We start from the raw sequence: 16,473 nt of genomic DNA, 5'->3' as shown, positions 1-16,473 counted from the left end.
TTATTTCCAGGCCGGTTTCGGCATCAGCTGCGCGGTGGCGCGGTCTTTGGGCCATACGACTTCGAAGTCGCCGCCTTGCCATTGCGACACAGTGCCCGGAATGGAGGCGTTCTCGCTGCCCTCGAATCGGATCGGCCCGAGGATGGTCTTGAACTCGTTCTTCGCGATGTGCTCGCGCAGCGCCTTGCGGTCGAGGCCGGTCTTCTCCACCGCCTGCTGCAGGATCTGCAGGCCGGCCCATGCATGGCCGCTGGCCCAGCGGTCGGGCTCCTTGCCGAACTTCTTCGTGTGCGCATCGAAGTACGCCTTGGCCTCGGGGCTGGTCTTGCCATTCCACGAGCCCATGCCGATCACGCCCTCTGTGTTGGCGGCCATCACGTTCTTGTAGAGCTGGAAGGCCGTGCCGACGGAGGCGTAGAAGTACTTGGGGTTGAAGCCCACCTCGCGCGCCTGCCGGCTCGCGAGGATGGTGTCGGGCGGGTAGGTGATGCCGATGAAGGCGTCGGGGTTCAGGTCCTTGATGGTGCGCAGCACCGGTGCGAGGTCTTTCACGCCCAGCGGATAGCTCTTGCGCTCCACCACCTGGATGCTCGTCTTCTTCAGCGCGTTGTTCAGCGCCGCGAAGTTCTCCAGCCCGAACAGGTCGTCCATGTAGACGATGGCGATGGTCTTCACGTTGTTCGCCACCAGCATGTCGACCAGCGCACCCATCATCTTGTCGGGCTGCTGGAGCAGCGAGAAGAAGAAGGGCAGGCGCATGTCGATCAGCTTGCGCGAAAGCGCGGTGGGGGCCAGCAGCGGATAGCCGAAGCGGTTGGCCAGCGGGGCCACCGCGAAGTTAGCGCCTGAACCCCAGGGCGGCAGCACCAGGTCGACCTTGTCGCTGCCCATGAGCTTCTCGAAGGTGCGCACGCAGGTCTCGGTCTCGCTGCGGTCGTCGTAGCCGATCAGCTCGATGGGCCGCTTCGCCCCCTTCACAGAAAGCCCGCCCGCCGCGTTGACCTGCTCGGCCCACAGCAGGTAGTTGGGCTCCTGGCTCACCTGCGCGCCCGCGGCCCATGGGCCGGTGCGCGCGATGGCGTAGCCGATCTTCACGGGGCCACTCTGCGCGAACAGTTGCGGCGCGACAGCGGCCGCGCCCAGGGCGGTGGCGGCGCCCTTGATCCAGTGACGGCGATTGGGTCCAAGCATTGAGGTCTCCTCCGGGCGTCGGTATGCGCCCGCTGCCTGGGATCGTAGAAATGGGGGGCGTCGGGCGCTGTGCCAGCCGCGCACAAAGCGCTTGTCGCTGCGTGCAGACGTCTAGTGGTTAACCCGCAATCCCTTGCTCCCTGAAGGCGCTTCACAATGCGCGGCAACCCGGCTTCGTGCTGAAATCTTTCGTTCTCGTCGCTCCAGCTGCCCAGCCTGCATGACCGCCTCATTGCTCCTGTCCACCGACCAGATCCCGCCCAAGGAGCGCGGGCCGCTGTGGTGTGAATGGGTATGGCGCCACTTCGGCGGCCTGGGCTCCGACCTCTACGACGACAGCGAATTCGACGGCCACCTCGCGGCCTCGCACGCGGGCGACGTGATCCTCACGCGGCTGGAGGCCAACCGCCACCGCGTGCTTCGCACCACGCAGATGGCGCGAATGAGCGAAGCCCCGTACCTGAAGATCGTCGCGCCCTGGCAGGGCTCGGCAGAGGTCACGCAGCGCGGCCGCGCGGCCGCCGTTCGCTCGGGCGGATGGACGCTCTACGACACCACGGCCGACTACACCGTGGCCAACCCCGAGCGTAGCGACCACCTGATCGTGATGCTGCCCAAGGACCAGATCGCATCGCCCGCACTGCCGCTCAACGACCTGGTGGCGCGGCGCATCGGCGGCGGCAGCGGCATCTCGCGCGTGGCGCTGGAGACCATGCGCAACACGTATCTCGAGTTGCCCTTCATGAGCGAAGCGGCCGCGCGAGGTGCGGGCGAACTGCTGATACAGCTGGTGCGCCTTTCGCTGATGGAGCTGGCAGGGCAGGAAACGCCGCAGACGCAGCGCGAGGCTTTGAAAGACCGCATCCGCCGCCACGTCGCGCAGAACCTGCACGACCCTTCGCTATCGATAGACAGCATGGCGCTGGCCCTGCGCTGCAGCAAGCGCCTGCTGCACAGCGCCTTCGCTGACGACGACGAGACCCTGAACGGCTACATCCAGCACCAGCGGCTGGCAGCGAGCATCCGCGAGCTGCTCGACCCGGCGAATGCCGCGAGGTCGATCACCGACATCGCGCTGGCTTCGGGCTTCGGCAATCTCTCGCACTTCAGCCGCGTGTTCCGCGAGCACACGGGCGGCAGTCCGAGCGAGTTCAGGCGGCAGGCGGCGCAGCGCTAGCCTGCGGAACCGCATCGTCCACGCTCCACGGCGCGTAGACCTCCGCATGCAGGTCGGGCGAGTTCACCTTGGCCAGCAGATCGCGCACGTCGTCCTTCACCCGCGCCAGCGACAGGCGCAAGCCGCGTACCCGCACGTAGGCCGCGAAGTCGCAAAGCGCCTCGATGCTGGTCGCGTCGAGGTCAGGCGACTCTTCCAGGCTCAGCACCATGCGCTGCAGCCCTGCAGTGGCGTCGATGCGCGCACGGATCGATGCGAACACAGCATCCGCATTGCCGAAGAAGAGCGGCACCTCGGGCCGCGCGATGAGCACGCCCGGCGGCACCACTGCCTCGGGGTGACGCGCCGTGTCGACGAAATCGTGGCTCTGGCCCAGCCGCCCGAGCCAGCTCACGGTGGTGCGTGAGAAGCCGCGCAGCAGCAACAGCAGGCTCACGCCGATGGCCGCCAGCAGGCCGTTGAGCACGCCCAGCACCAGCACGGCAGCGACAGCCACCAGCGCCACCAGCCGGTCGCGTCGCCACTCGAAGTAGGGCCGCAGCGCTGCCGGGTTCAGCGTGTGGCTCACTGCGTGAATCACGATGGCTGCCAGCAGTGGCTCGGGCGTGTGCGCGATCCACGGCAGCAGCGTGAGCACCGCCACCAGCACCACCAGCCCCGCCACGATGCCCGCCGCGCGGCTCCTCGCGCCAGCCGATTCGTTGGCCGACGTGGCCGAGTAGCCCGCACCCACAGGCATGCCCTGGAACAGCGCCGACAGCAGGTTCGCCCCGCCGAGCGCCAGCAGGTCGCGGTTGGCCGACACGTTGTCGCCGTGGCGCATGGCGAAGGTGCGGATGGATCCGTACGACTCGGCATAGAGGATCAGCGCCATCGCGAACGCCAGCCCGCCGAGGTTCTGCCACTGCGCGCGGTCGAGCTGCGGCACGGTCGGGTGCGAGAAGTCGAGCGAGATCGGCCCCACCGCCGCCACGCCCCAGGCCTGGCACAGGCCATGCACGTCGAGCACGATGCCGGCCACGATCACCAGCAGCGCGGCAGGCACCGCGCGCCAGCGTGCAAAGACACGCAGCAGCACGAGCGCTACGAGCGCCATCGCCGCGCCTGCGATGTTCCAGTGCCGCCACTCGGCCGCCAGCCCTGCGATGAGCCTGAAGAAATCGCTGTGCGCCGGGTGAACGTCGAGCACCTTCGGCAACTGCTTGACCACGATGGTGAGCGCCAACCCCAGCGCAAAGCCGCGCAGCACCGGCTTGGCGATCAGGCTCGACACCGCGCCCAGCCTCGCGATGCCCGCGATGACGAAGAACACCCCGGCCAGCAGCACGATGCCTGCACCCATCGCAAGTCGCGTGGCAGTGTCCACTCCCGTCACCGACGTGGTGGCCGCGAAAAGCACGGCGGCGGAAGAAGAAGTGGCCGAGACGATCGCGAAGCGGCTGCTGCCGAAGAGCCCGTAGACCAGCAGCCCCGCGAACAGCGCGATCACGCCCGCCTGCGGCGGCAGCCCCGCGATACCGGAGTAAGCCACCGCCTCCGGCAGCAGCAAGCCCGCGATGGAAACACCCGCCACGATGTCGGCGAAGCCGGGGCGGCGGGCGTTGGCTGTCGGTGTCGGCGAGGTTTCTGCGGCCATGGGCAGGCAAGTGTGCTGTTGTCACACGATGCTGGCAATGGCTTGCGGACCGGAAGCTGACTCATCCACAGGGCATACTCGCGCGCGCCCGAAAAACCATATTTCAACGACAAGGACCCCATGTCAGGACACGGCTTTCACGTGCACGGCCCGCACGACCACGAAATCGAACACGCCACGAACGGCGGCCATGGCCATGGCGACAGCCACGGGCACGCGGAATCGTCAGGAGCAGAAGCGCATGCCGGCGGCATGAGCAACACGAGCAAGATCGCGATGTGCACGGCAGTCATCGCCACCTTCGGCGCCATCTTCGCGTACATGGGCGGCGCCACGCAGGCCAACGCCGGCATCTACAAGAACAACGCGGCAATCAAGAAGACCGAAGCCTCCAACCAGTGGAATTACTTCCAGTCGAAGAGCACCAAGCAGGCGCTTGCCGAATTCGCACGAGACACCGCGACCGACGACGTGCGCAAGCAAGGCTGGCAGGCCAAGGTGACGCGCTACGAGCAAGAGAAGACCGACATCCAGGCTGATGCGAAGAAGCTGGAGGCGGAGGCGAGCAAGTGGGACGCGCAGTCGGATGAGCAGATGCACCAGCATCATCGGTGGGCTCAGGCTACTACTGTGTTGCAGGTTTCTATTGCGTTGGCGGCTATTGCTTTGCTTACCAGGAACAAGTGGTTGGAGAGGGCGATGTTTGGGGTGGCTGTGGCGGGATTGGCAGTGGGTGGGTTGGCGGCGGTGCACGTTTAGAGGCAACGATGCGGGTCAGGCGAGATTTTGATCCGCGCTGCTTCTTCCGTCGGCAGCGGTGGCCTCCGTGTGCCATCAATCTGTCGTTGTCTGTACGTAGCCTTTTCGCTAACCTGATATTGCTTGTACAGAATGTACTGCTTGCAGTGCGCGTCGCCTGAGGGGGTGACCAACTAACTGTCAAAAGAGCTGATCGTCATGGCGTCGCAAAGATGATGCTTGATGTTCTGGCGCACCAATGAGAAATCACGAGGGAGTGTGTGATGCGCTTGTGGAGAGCATTGCTGGAAGTTTGCGATCGGAATTTAGTTCCGAGGGCCGTGATCGGTCGGAGAGATAAGAAGTCGAGACTTCTCTTGAGTCAGAGGATTGCGACGTTCAAGAGGTTGCCCCGCTTCATAGTTCTGCTAGCGTTGGTGCTCACATCGGGCGTCGCGAGCGCGGTGCAGCCGCTTCCTTCTTCGTCGTGGGTTGGCTCGTACACCGGCATTTCCTACGGAGATCCAGATGTTGGTCTCGCTGGAGAAAAAGCCGCCTGGGAGGCGAGGTATTGGGAGTACGTGTCCTGCCGCATTTGGACCTCAGTCAATTGGGTGAGTGCAACGACGATTTCTGTCGGGGCGGCACTTTCTGGCTGTGCAGGAGGGGGATTGGACGTGGAGGCTTCCTGGGGTAGCTGCCCCATTAACTCCAAGAACGTTAATGGCTCTTGTGTTTGTGTTTCGGGGTCGACTGAAAGCGCCGACGGGCGCTCTTGTAGCGATCCCAAACCTTCTCCCCCCATTTGTACGGCAGGCGGGTCTCAAGGCAATCCCATTCTTCCGACCACGGCCGAAAAGTACCGTTCCGAAACTGATTGGTTCGACTCGGGCCCCAACGCTCTATCCTTCAAGCGCACTTATCGAAGTCGCTGGGCGGGCGATTCGACGCGGATTGGTGCCCCATTCGGTCAAGTCTGGTCTCACAGTTTCAACACCAAGTTGGTGGCAACGCCAAGTCCATCACCTTTTGGTGTGTCGATCACGACCGGCGATGGAGACGTGCGCAGCTTTGCCAAGACAAGAGGCGCGATCAGTTGGAGTACTAGTAGCGGAGCCGACACGCTGGTGCAGCAGTCCTCCGGCGCTTGGAGCTATCACCGTGCCGATGACGACACAACGCTGAACTTCGACAGCACTGGCAAGCTGCAGACCGAGACAGACCGCAACGGCTGGATCACCACCTACACGTACAACGGTGCTGGTCAACTCGCCTCCGTCACGAACAACTTCGGCCGCACCCTGGCGTTCGGCTACAACGGCGCCGGTCAACTGACCACCGTCACGACCCCGGATGCTCGCGTTATCGCCTATGCGTACGACAGCACTGGTCGTCTGGTCTCGGTCCTGTACCCCGACGGCAAGGGCCGCAATTTCGTCTACGAGAACGCCGCGTTCCCTCAAGCGCTGACAGGCATCTTCGATGAAGCCGGTGTTCGCTGGGGCACATTCGCCTACGACAGCACGGGCCGCGCGATCAGCACCCAGCTTGCTGGCTCTGTGGACAGCTATCAGGTCAGCTATCCGTCCTCCAGCGCTGCGACCGTGATCGATCCATTGGGCACGAGCCGCAGCTACAGCTATGGCACCACGCTGGGCAAGCTCGCCGTCACCGGCGGCTCACTGCCTTCTGGCGAAGGCAAGAGCGATGCGGCTTCACGGGTTCAAGATAGCAACGGTCTGATCACTTCGGAGACGGACTTCAATGGGGTGGTGACCACAACGACCTGGGACGTTGCCCGGCGCCTGCCAACGACCGTGGTGTCAGCCTCCGGCACGCCCGATGCGAAGACGGTCACTACCCAGTGGCATGCGACCTTCTCGCTGCCCGTTCTGGTCACCGAGGCCGGACGCACCACCGCCTACACCTACGACGCTCTGGGCAATGTCCTGACCCGCACGGTCACCGATACGGTGACCAACAAAGCCCAACTGTGGCAGTGGACCTACAACGCTTCGCAGCTGGTCGATACAGCCACAGAGCCCAACGGCGCCGTGACAAGCTACACCTACGACACCCGCGGCAACGTCCTCACCTCGACCAATGCCCTGGGCCATGTCACTCAGTATGGCTACGACCTCGCCAACCGAGTCGTCAGCTCGACCGCCCCCAACGGCCTCGTCACCACCTACACCTACGACCAGCGCGACCGCCTGCTGACCCAGACGGTGGGCGGCCAGACCGCCGTTCTCACCTACAAGCCCTACGGCACGGTCGAGACCGTGTCCTTGCCCTCGGGCCTCGTCCTGACCTACGCCTACGACGCCGCCCACCGCCTGATCGGCTGGAGCAACAACCGAGGCGAGTCCGGCACCTACACCCTCGACGGCATGGGCAACCGGGTGGGTGAGCAGATCAAGGACGCCGCCGGCAACGTCGCCTGGAGCGTGGCGCGCACCATCAACCAGATCAACCGCCTCTCGGGCAGGACCGAAGGCGCGAACCAGAGCAGCACCTTCGGCTACGACGCCAACGGCGAGCTCACCCGCTCCACCAACGGCCTGAGCCAGAGCACCAGCTACGGCCTGGACAGCCTGCGCCGCGTCAAGAGCGTCACCGACGCAGCCAACGCCAGCGCCACCCTGAAGTACAACGCCCTGGACGCCGTCACCGAGGCCAAGGACTTCAAGGGCGTGGTCACCGCCTATGGCCGCGATGCCCAGGGCAATGCCACCACCGAAGCCAGCGCAGACACGGGCGGCTCCAGCACCCAGTACGACAACCTCGGCCTGCCCAGCCAGATCACCGATGCCCTGGGCCAGGCCACCACCATCACCCGGGACGCCCTGGGCCGCCCCACCGGGATGGTCTTCGCCGACGGCAAGACCACCACCCTGCGCTACGACCTCACGGCCAACAACAAGGGGTATCTGTCTGAGATCATCGACCGCAGCGGCACCACCGAGTACACCCGCGATGCCTTCGGCCGCATCACGCTCAAGAAGCAGACCCTGGCCAACGGCAGCACCCAGCAGGTCAGCTACGCCTACAACCCCAACGGCACCCTCGCGAGCATCGGCTATCCCAACGGCGGCACCCTCAGCCACGTCTACGACGCCACGGGCCGCCTCACGGGCCTGAACTGGAACGGCACCCCGCTGGTCAGCGGCATCGCCTGGAACCCGCTGGGCCAGCCCACCGCGTGGACCTGGGCCTTCACCACCGGCAGCTCGCAGCTCGCAGCCAGCCGCAGCTACGACACCGCAGGCCGGCTCACGAGCACCGAGTTCAGCAGCTACGGCTATGACGCCGCAGGCCGCATCACGAGCCTCACGCAGAACCTGAACCTGCCCGGCGACACGGATCCGACCCACAGCACCATCGCCAATGCGAACGTGACCTGGAGTGTGGGCTACAACGCCGTGGGGCGCATTACCAGCTTCAACGCCACGGGCAACACGGCAGGCTTCGGCTATGACGCCAATGGCAACAGATCCAGCAGCACCCGGGTGCTGAACGGCCAGACGACGAACCGCACCTACACGGTCGCTTCAAGCAGCAACCAGCTCACGGGCTTCACCCAGAGCATCAACGGCGCGAGCAGCACGAATGTCACCTACGGCTACAACGCCAATGGCGACCTGACCACTGATGGCTTGCGCAGCTACACCTACGACGCAGAAGGCAGGCTGGCGGCTGCAACGACAGGCGCCACCGACGTCAGCCCGACCACGCGCTATGCGCACAACGCGCTGGGGCAGCGGGTGTTCAAGACGGAGCCGCTGTACCCGCCGAGCCAGGGCGACGAGGCCGACCCGGGCTTCATGGCCAGCCTGATCGCGTTCTTCACGAAGCTGTGGAGCCCAAATACCAGCCAGGCGGAGCAGCTGGGCTACGCCTACGTCTATGACGAGCAGGGCACGCTGATCGCGGAGGTGGGCAACGGGGGCACGGCCAGTGCAGGGCAGAGCCAGTACATCTATCTGCCCATGGGCAATGGGCCGATGCCGATCGCGGCGGTGATCAACGGAACCACCTACGCCGTCCACAGCGATCACCTGAACACCCCGAGGAAGCTGAGCAACGTGGACGGGCAAGCGGTGTGGCAGTGGGGCTACAGCGCCTTCGGCGAGGACAAGCCCACCATCGCAAGGTACCGCTTCGCCAACACGGAGACCACGCCCAACCCAGGCACCACCGGCATCGCTGAGGTGAAGTTCAACCTGCGGTATCCGGGGCAGTATGCGGACGAAGAGTCGGGGCTGTTCTACAACGGATTCAGGACGTACTCACCAACTGGCGGTTTCTATACACAGAACGACCCGATCGGACTACGTGGAGGTTGGAATCGGCGCATCTATGCTGGCGCCAATCCGCTTGGGATTTCGGATCGAGATGGCCTCGACTGGGACTGCTATGTGCCTGGCGGTTGCGTCTATCGACCGCCATTGCTCGATCCCGATGGCATCCCTATCCCAGCATCGGGCATTTCCTGGCCGAAGCTCCCAAAGCCGATGTCTCCCTTGGATATGACTGTGCCCGGGAGAATTCTGGATATCTGTAAGAGCCTGAAGGACTGGATGTTTTCTGGAGATGGGAGTTCGCCAGAGAGAAAGATTCCCAAACCCAACGTCGGTGGCAAAGAAGGGGCTAAAGATGTCCCGAGCTGGGCTAAAGGGCAGCGTCCTAATGTTGGAGAGAGTGGCAAGGACTTCGCGGACCGTTTACTGGGAGAGAAGTACGGTGACTCGTATGAAACAGGTCCCAAATCTGAGCACAACAAGATCAGAAAATGGGGCGACCGCGCATTTATCGATCCACCGAAAAAGGATGAAACAAATGACTGATGTTTTTCTTGTTCACCATGTGCATCAACTTTCTGATGGCGAAGAGGACGTCAAGTTGCTTGGCGTTTTTTCGTCGGAAGAGAAGGCCGTGCTCGCAGTCGATAGCGCCCGCAAGCTGCCAGGTTTCACGGAAGCGCCTGATGGCTTCAGTATCGACAAGTATCAGATTGACAAGAGAACATGGACAGAGGGATTCGCCACGATGCAATGAATACCTGTCTCTAGCTTCGAAGATCGTGTTGGATGGGCAGTGATAAGCGCGCCGATGAAAAAGCCGCTCGAGGGCTGCCTTCTACCGGCAAATGGAGGGCAGGTCAGCGAGGCTCAGTCAATGCCGGTTTGGACGCGAAGAACTCATCCAACTCGGCGTTGATCATCTCAAGGGCCCCAAGTGCCTCGTGTGCCAGAGCAGGGTGGGGCGATGACAAAGACCGTCGTGAAGCCAGTCCGGTGCACTACGTGCGCTTGTCCTCTATGACTCGAAAGGTGATGTTGTCGCCCGACACTTGGTCAATCGACATCTTCAGGTTCCGAAATGTGATGGTTGGCGCGTTGCGCGGGTAAGTGAGGTTTTGAAAGAACGCCACACGCGCCAAGCCTTCAGGGCTGAACTCGCGATATGTAAGGTTTATCGCGCTGTCCGTGATGCCTGTGAACAATATTTCGTAGTTGACGAACCCTTTGTTGGTGTTCACCCTCGTCTTGGGTTGGCGAGTGAGTGTGCCGTCCGATGGAGAGATCTGCAGCGTGTAGATCACCAGGACGTGGTCCCCGTTCATCCCGGGATTGGTTGCAACAATTCGCGGAAGGAGCTTTCCGTCATCGCCGAGAAGGGCCGCTTGGTATTGCACTGGGTTGGATTGATTCGCGACTACTTGGTAGTCTTTCCCATCGACAGCAATGCGCCCCTTTACTTGGTAGCTCTGTCCTTCCTGGAAAGCAACGTTCACTGGGCCGCCTGTCATCGTGAATGACTTGTTGGGTGTGGCGGATGGCTCTTCGAAAGAATCCTCCCAGTAGTCCTGAACTTTCACCATGGGATCGCCCACATTCACAGTGAGCGGCTTGCCAACCTCATAGTTGCTTTTCAGCACATGCTGATTGCCCAGATGCCGTACTCCCTCGGGGCGCAACGGTGCAGTGCATGCCGTCAAGGCTACCGTCGCGACCAAGATTCCAAGTGCCTTCATTTCCTCTCTCCTCTCGTGCTGTTGATTATGACTTTCTGTTACATCGACTGCTTGAGCAAGAACCCTGCTATTTGTGGGGCGGAGAACGGAATTGCTCGATATCCGACACGGTCTGCTCGATGAGCGCCGTGTCCTCCGGATGCTCGACAAGTGAATCGCACCGACCTGCCCCTGATTCAGGGCCCTCAGGCTGTTTGCGGATGCATCTGCCCCATCCTCGCGAGGAGGAATCGGGGTCGTTAATTCTGCTGGGCATGTAAGCGCGACAACAGGTCTTCAGCATCACTTCAGCACCGGAGCCTAGGATGGCTCGATGGTCGTCTATGCCGCACTGCTGTTCGTATTGGCCTGCACCGCTGTCGCAGGCTTCCAGGCTGCACTCGTGCTGGGAAAGCCATGGGGCGAGCTCACCTGCGGCGGCAGGTGGCCTGGCCGATTGCCTCTCCGTGTTCGAGTCGTGCCCTTGCTCTCGATCCTGCTGCTGGGTTTATCCAGCTTGGTCATCTTGGTTCGAGTCCAGTGGGCTTTGCCGAAACTCCATGCGGAGTCACACGTTGGCGCATGGATCGTCGTCGGCTACTGCGTACTGGGCTGTGTAGCCAACGCCGTGACGCCGAGCAGGCGCGAGCGGCGTCTGTGGTTGCCAGTAGTCAGCTGCATGCTTGTCGCCAGCCTGATCGTGGCATGGCAGTGAAGAGCTGCGACAGCGACACGGTGAAAGCCTTCATCGCGGGCAGCCCTCGCTCAAGGCTGCACGCAACGATTGAAGCGCAGAGTCAGCCGTCTCGATCCGCCGCTTCAGTTCCTCATTGACCACTCGCACCAGCGCTCCGAGTTCGGTGCGAGTCGGATAGATCTCTTCCGTATCGTTCACGCTCTGTGAAACGATGAGCTTTTCCAAGCCTGCATACGCACGCTGCAGTTCGTGCAGGCTGTCGATGTCATCGCATGCCTGCAGCGCAAGTGATTCGACGCTGACGGCTTCAGTTGATTCGGGAAGTGGAGAGACGCGCGCAGGCGCGCGAGAGGATGCAGCCATGAAAGGCCTCCAAGTGATTGCGGTTTGCTGAAACCACCGCACCCGAGTCCAAGCGGGGGCGGCGGCTCGACGGGTTGGACTACCGGGCAACCACTTGCGTGAAACCGGCCGGGCTCGCGCCCGCCCGTCGAGCCGCCAAAACTGGAGGCACGAACGACAAAGCCGCAGACCCTGCGGGGTGACTGCGGCTTTCGTCGCAGTGATTGCACGGGAGTCCAATCCCGATCACGCCTCTTTTTGACGTGACCGGCGCAGTATAGCCACGCAGAAAAGCGGCTCTATGCGTCCTCAGCCACGCACAACCCGCGCGTGCGCGATATGCGAAGCACCAGCCGGCCGCAGGCCGTTCAGCCCCTTCGGGTCATAGCGCGCAACTGCCTTGTGCCCATCGAGGTCCTCCAGCAACTGCAGTCCAGTGCCCAGCAGCAACTCCCCCAGATTCGCAGGATCGAACCCGGACATGAACGCCTCTCCTGCATCGGACACTTCTTCGCGCAACCTGCGAAAGGCTTCGTTGCTCGCGTCCTCGCGCCGGTCATCGAGCATGGCCTGGTCGATGTAGGTGAAGACCAGCTCGCTGTCGGTCGACGACGTGCACGCGGCTATGTCGCGCAGTGCCGCCAGGTTGGCCTCGCGCGGCAGGTACACCGTCACGCCGAGCCAAGAGAAGAACGCAGGCCGGGTGGGGTCGAATGGCGATCGGGCCAATGCCGCGCCCAGGCTTTCCACGGACAGATCCGCTTCGATGAAATGGACCGACGCCGATTCGGCCACCCCGCAGGCCTTCAGGCACTGGCGCTTCAGCTGCTGCGTGGCGGGGTGATCGACTTCGTACACGGTCAATCCCTCGGCCCACGCGGGGCGGCGGCATACGAAGCTGTCGAAGCCCGCGCCGACGATCACGTACTGCCCGACGCCTCTGGCGACGGCCGCCTGCAGGGCATCTTCCGTGTAGCGCGATCGAAGAACGACCTCGGCATACCCCGCGTTCGCACGCAGCGCGATGTCGAGCGCGTGGTCATGGAGCGCCGGATCGACCCGCGCACGGGCCCGCTCGCGGAAGGCTGCCTGCACGGTCTGCGGCACAAGGCGGTCCCCCCAGGGGTCGTCCAACAGCGGCGCAGGGTCTCCGCGCGAATGAAGGGCTCGCATCAGCGAGGTGGCGAGAGCGGTGCGGCTGGCTTGCGAAGGATTCACTGGACGGGCTCCGGCGTTGAAGGGGCGCGGAGTATCCATTGCTCCAGGGCATCTGTACAGCGCCTTGCTTCAAGCAGGAGCGTACCTGCATGAAATAGTCGTCATGCGCCGTGCGCACCACCAATGGAGTCTTCGTCGAACCAGCGCAAGACCGTGCAGCAGTCGGGCCGTTTGCCGGCGCACTCGAACAGCAGCCCTCGTGCGACTTCGCCGTTGTCTTTCATCGGTACGCCGGAGGCGCGCAGCAGACTGGCTCGATCGTCGTCCGTTGCCTCGAAGGGCAACTGAATGGTGATGTCCGCCAGCCGGAAGTGCCGCAGTCCACGGCGACCGCGAGCCTTCTGGGAAGAAGGACTGCCGCGCATGCTCAGAGCGGATCGAGGGATGCGTCGTCGATCAGCTGTTGCTGCTGCTGCGCCTGCGCGGCATTCCGTGCGCGCGCACGCCGCACCAGCAAGCCGATGAGCAACGCCGCCGCGGCAGAGCCCGCGAGTGCGCCGGAGCTGCCGAGCAGTTGCGCGAGGCTGTCCACGGTTTCCACGCTGACCTGCTGTGCGTGATGAACCAGCGCGGCCATGTCGGCGCCGCGCACGTTCTGCAGGTCTTCGATGCGCACGCTCAGGTCGTGCCCTGCGTTCTGAAAACGGATCTTCGCGAAGATGCCGTTGGCGATCGCCACCAGCGAGAGCACGCCCAGCGGGCGCAGCAGTGTCTCCACGAGGTGACAGCGGTCGGCGACGGGCGCCGACTCGTACACCTGCGCCACCAGCGCGGGAATCGCGGTTTCAGGCACGGGTTCGGCGAATGCGGAGGGGAGGGATTGCGATGCATTGGATGCCATGGCGTGTTCTTCCTTTGCGTCATCTGGCCCGGCAGCACGGTCGAAAAAACGAACGACATCGGTCGATGGCTGCCGGAACCCGCATGTTCGTACCGTCGCCAGGGCACTTTGATGAACAGGCCGTAAAGCTGCGTTGAATTTACGAAACCGCAAGTGCGGTAAGCCGCTGGTCAGGTCCGGCGCCGTAGAAGCCCCACGCAAACGGGCTGTTAAACGAAGGGCTGTCATAGCCCATCCGATAGACTTGCGCGGGTGAACTCCTCCTCCGAGCCTCCCAGTAGGCCGCTGGCCTGCGCCAGCTTTTCTCTTGCGGCCCCTGCCCGCATCTTCTTCCCACCGCCGTGCCACGCGGCCCGCACCATGCCGGGCCGTGCCTGTTCGCGCGCCGTTGCACGGGCCTCCAGATCATGATCGAACTGCTCTCCGACCCGGCCGTGTGGCTCGGTCTTCTGACGCTGGTCGTCCTGGAGATCGTGCTGGGCATCGACAACCTGATCTTCATCGCGATCCTCGCGGAGAAGCTGCCGCCACGCCAGCGCGACAAGGCGCGGCTCATCGGCCTGAGCCTTGCGCTCTTCATGCGGCTGGCGCTCTTGTCCATCGTCTCGTGGCTGGTGACGCTGACCACGCCGCTGTTCTCGCTGTGGGGACAGGGCTTCTCGGGGCGCGACCTGATCCTGCTCGGCGGCGGCCTGTTCCTGCTGTTCAAGGCCACTTCGGAGCTGCACGAGCGGCTCGAAGGCGTGACGGCGCGCGCGAGCACCGGCACGGCTGCCTATGCGAGCTTCTCGCTGGTGGTCTCGCAGATCGTGGTGCTCGACGCGGTGTTCTCGCTCGACGCGGTGATCACCGCCGTGGGCATGGTCGACCATCTGCCGGTGATGATGGCCGCGGTCATCATCTCCATCGGCATCATGCTGTGGGCCTCGAAGCCGCTCACCCGTTTCGTGAACGCGCATCCCACGGTGGTGATGCTGTGCCTGAGCTTCCTGCTGATGATCGGCCTGAGCCTCGTGGCCGAGGGCCTGGGCTTCCACATTCCCAAGGGCTACCTGTATGGCGCCATCGGCTTCTCGGTGATGATCGAGGCGTTGAACCAGTGGGCGCGGCGCAACGAGCTGAAGCACGAGGCGCGCCGCCCGCTGCGCGAGCGCACGGCCGAGTCGGTGCTGCGCCTGCTCGGCGGCAGGGCGCCCGGCGAGCCTGCGCTGGTCGGCGTGGGCGCGGCCGACGCGGCGCCGGAAGAAACGGAACAACCGGCATTCGCCCTCGAAGAGCGCAACATGGTGAGCGGCGTGCTCACGCTGGCCGAGCGCACGGTGCGTTCGGTGATGACGCCGCGCGCCGACATCTCGTGGGTGGATCTCAACGACGCCCCCGAGGCGGTGCGCGAGCAGCTGCTCGACACGCCGCACGGCATCTTCCCCGTGTGCCGAGGCTCGCTCGACGAAGTGGTGGGCGTGGCGCGCGCCAAGGACCTGCTGGGCCAGCTGCTGCGCCACGGAAAGATCGACGAGAGCGCCGGCCTGCGCGCGCCGATCTATGTGCCCGAGTCGACCACCGCGATCCGGCTCATCGACACGCTGCGCGGCGCGCGCGGCCAGCTCGCATTGGTCAGCGACGAGCACGGCACGCTCACGGGCGTGGTGACGCCCATCGACGTGCTGGAGGCCATCGCGGGCGAGTTCCCCGACGAGGACGAGACGCTCGAGATTTTGCAGACCGCACCCGACGCCTGGACCGTGTCCGGCAGCGCCGACCTGCACCTGCTGGAGCAGGCGCTGCAGACCCACGGCCTGGTGGGCGACGACGACAGCTACACATCGGTCGCCGGCCTGCTGCTGGCGCGCTTCGGCGGCTTGCCCCCGCGCGATGCCCGCTGGACGCACGACGGGTACGATTTCGTGGTGACCGAGGTCGATGCGCAGCGCATCCGCACGGTCGCCGTCCACCGGCTGCCCGTGGACGAACCCGAAACCTGAATGTCCGCCACCGACCATGACCGCATCTCATCGCCAACCCGTCGCGCTGACCAAGGCCTATCGCCTGCTGAATCACGGCCCCACGGTGCTCGTGAGCGCATCGCACGGCGGCAGGCGCAACATCATGGCCGCGGCCTGGGCCATGCCGCTGGACTTCGATCCGCCCAAGGTGGCGGTGGTGCTCGACAAGAGCACCTGGACGCGCGAGTTGCTCGAAGGCGCCGGCACCTTTGCGCTGCAGGTGCCGGTGCGCGCACAGCTCGACCTGACGGAGGCGCTGGGCAACAGCTCCGGCCGCGAGATCGTCGAGAAGTCGGGGCAGGACAAGTTCGCGGCCTACGGCTTATCGACCTTCGCGGGCACCGCCACCGACGCACCGCTGCTCGAAGGCTGCGCCGCCTGGCTCGAATGCCGGCTGCTGCCCGAACCAGCCATCCAGCAGCGCTACGACCTGTTCCTGGGCGAGGTGATTGCCGCGCAGGCCGACGAGCGCGTGTTCTCCAACGGGCGCTGGCACTTCGAGGGGCATGACGAGTTGCGCACGCTGCATCACGTGGCGGGCGGGCATTTCATCGTCGACGGCGAGGCGGTCGACGCGCGGCTACTCGCGCCGCCTTCTCGCTAGCAGGGGCGGT

The 16,473-nt window shown here is 64.1% G+C and carries 14 protein-coding genes; 7 read left to right on the top strand and 7 right to left on the bottom strand.

The window, feature by feature from the left end; all coding sequences use genetic code 11:
* Complete coding sequence (locus EJO71_RS06520; RefSeq protein WP_125947585.1) at positions 1 to 1,191, bottom strand: amino acid ABC transporter substrate-binding protein; 1,191 nt, start codon at positions 1,189 to 1,191, stop codon at positions 1 to 3.
* 220 nt (positions 1,192 to 1,411) lie between these two features.
* Here EJO71_RS06520 and EJO71_RS06515 point away from each other — a divergent pair, with 220 nt between their 5' ends.
* Positions 1,412 to 2,368 (top strand): helix-turn-helix domain-containing protein, encoded by a 957-nt coding sequence (locus EJO71_RS06515; protein ID WP_125947586.1) that lies wholly within the window; start codon positions 1,412 to 1,414, stop codon positions 2,366 to 2,368.
* On the opposite strand, the gene EJO71_RS06510 is transcribed toward EJO71_RS06515, so the two are convergent.
* The gene (locus tag EJO71_RS06510; RefSeq protein ID WP_171022502.1) at positions 2,343 to 4,004 is read right to left on the bottom strand and encodes a SulP family inorganic anion transporter; all 1,662 of its coding nucleotides are present in this window, start codon (positions 4,002 to 4,004) and stop codon (positions 2,343 to 2,345) included. The two genes, EJO71_RS06515 and EJO71_RS06510, sit on opposite strands and share 26 nt — an antisense overlap.
* Positions 4,005 to 4,124: 120 nt before the next feature.
* Here EJO71_RS06510 and EJO71_RS06505 point away from each other — a divergent pair, with 120 nt between their 5' ends.
* From EJO71_RS06505 to EJO71_RS06495, 3 genes are all read left to right on the top strand, one after another.
* On the top strand, positions 4,125 to 4,763 hold the full coding sequence (locus EJO71_RS06505; protein ID WP_125947587.1) for a DUF4337 domain-containing protein: 639 nt from the start codon (positions 4,125 to 4,127) through the stop codon (positions 4,761 to 4,763).
* Positions 4,764 to 5,026: 263 nt separating this feature from the next.
* Positions 5,027 to 9,589 (top strand): RHS repeat-associated core domain-containing protein, encoded by a 4,563-nt coding sequence (locus EJO71_RS06500; RefSeq protein WP_125947588.1) that lies wholly within the window; start codon positions 5,027 to 5,029, stop codon positions 9,587 to 9,589.
* Positions 9,582 to 9,800 carry a hypothetical protein gene (locus EJO71_RS06495; RefSeq protein WP_116266899.1) on the top strand — a complete coding sequence of 73 codons (219 nt, stop codon included), beginning with the start codon at positions 9,582 to 9,584 and terminating at the stop codon, positions 9,798 to 9,800. Before EJO71_RS06500 ends, EJO71_RS06495 begins: the two co-directional genes overlap by 8 nt.
* A gap of 244 nt (positions 9,801 to 10,044) precedes the next feature.
* On the opposite strand, the gene EJO71_RS06490 is transcribed toward EJO71_RS06495, so the two are convergent.
* A complete protein-coding gene (locus EJO71_RS06490) occupies positions 10,045 to 10,779 on the bottom strand; it encodes a hypothetical protein (RefSeq protein ID WP_125947589.1) in 735 nt (244 codons plus the stop codon).
* 313 nt (positions 10,780 to 11,092) lie between these two features.
* On the opposite strand from EJO71_RS06490, the gene EJO71_RS06485 reads away from it, so the two are divergent.
* Entirely contained in the window at positions 11,093 to 11,473 is a 381-nt protein-coding gene (locus EJO71_RS06485) for a hypothetical protein (RefSeq protein ID WP_125947590.1), read from the top strand.
* Between the two features lie 30 nt (positions 11,474 to 11,503).
* On the opposite strand, the gene EJO71_RS34700 is transcribed toward EJO71_RS06485, so the two are convergent.
* The 4 genes from EJO71_RS34700 to EJO71_RS06465 all read right to left on the bottom strand — a co-directional run bounded on the left by EJO71_RS34700 (position 11,504) and on the right by EJO71_RS06465 (position 13,856).
* Positions 11,504 to 11,818, bottom strand: coding sequence for a hypothetical protein (locus EJO71_RS34700; RefSeq protein WP_240651289.1), 315 nt, complete (start codon positions 11,816 to 11,818; stop codon positions 11,504 to 11,506).
* A gap of 288 nt (positions 11,819 to 12,106) precedes the next feature.
* Entirely contained in the window at positions 12,107 to 13,015 is a 909-nt protein-coding gene (locus EJO71_RS06475) for a class I SAM-dependent methyltransferase (protein ID WP_164546762.1), read from the bottom strand.
* A 101-nt stretch (positions 13,016 to 13,116) separates the two neighbouring features.
* Positions 13,117 to 13,380, bottom strand: a complete 264-nt coding sequence (locus EJO71_RS06470; RefSeq protein WP_125947592.1) for a hypothetical protein — start codon at positions 13,378 to 13,380, stop codon at positions 13,117 to 13,119.
* Positions 13,381 to 13,382: 2 nt separating this feature from the next.
* Complete coding sequence (locus tag EJO71_RS06465) at positions 13,383 to 13,856, bottom strand: hypothetical protein (protein ID WP_125947593.1); 474 nt, start codon at positions 13,854 to 13,856, stop codon at positions 13,383 to 13,385.
* A 410-nt stretch (positions 13,857 to 14,266) separates the two neighbouring features.
* On the opposite strand from EJO71_RS06465, the gene EJO71_RS06460 reads away from it, so the two are divergent.
* A complete protein-coding gene (locus EJO71_RS06460; RefSeq protein WP_164546773.1) occupies positions 14,267 to 15,838 on the top strand; it encodes a TerC family protein in 1,572 nt (523 codons plus the stop codon).
* Positions 15,839 to 15,854: 16 nt separating this feature from the next.
* Positions 15,855 to 16,463: a flavin reductase family protein gene (locus tag EJO71_RS06455; RefSeq protein ID WP_125947595.1), complete on the top strand. Its 609-nt coding sequence runs from the start codon at positions 15,855 to 15,857 to the stop codon at positions 16,461 to 16,463.
* Positions 16,464 to 16,473 lie beyond the last annotated feature (10 nt).

The sequence above is a fragment of the Variovorax sp. 679 genome, assembly GCF_003952185.1.
GTDB lineage: Bacteria > Pseudomonadota > Gammaproteobacteria > Burkholderiales > Burkholderiaceae_C > Variovorax.
Note: the sequence above shows the minus strand (reverse complement) of the source record. Positions and strands in the feature narration are given on the sequence as shown.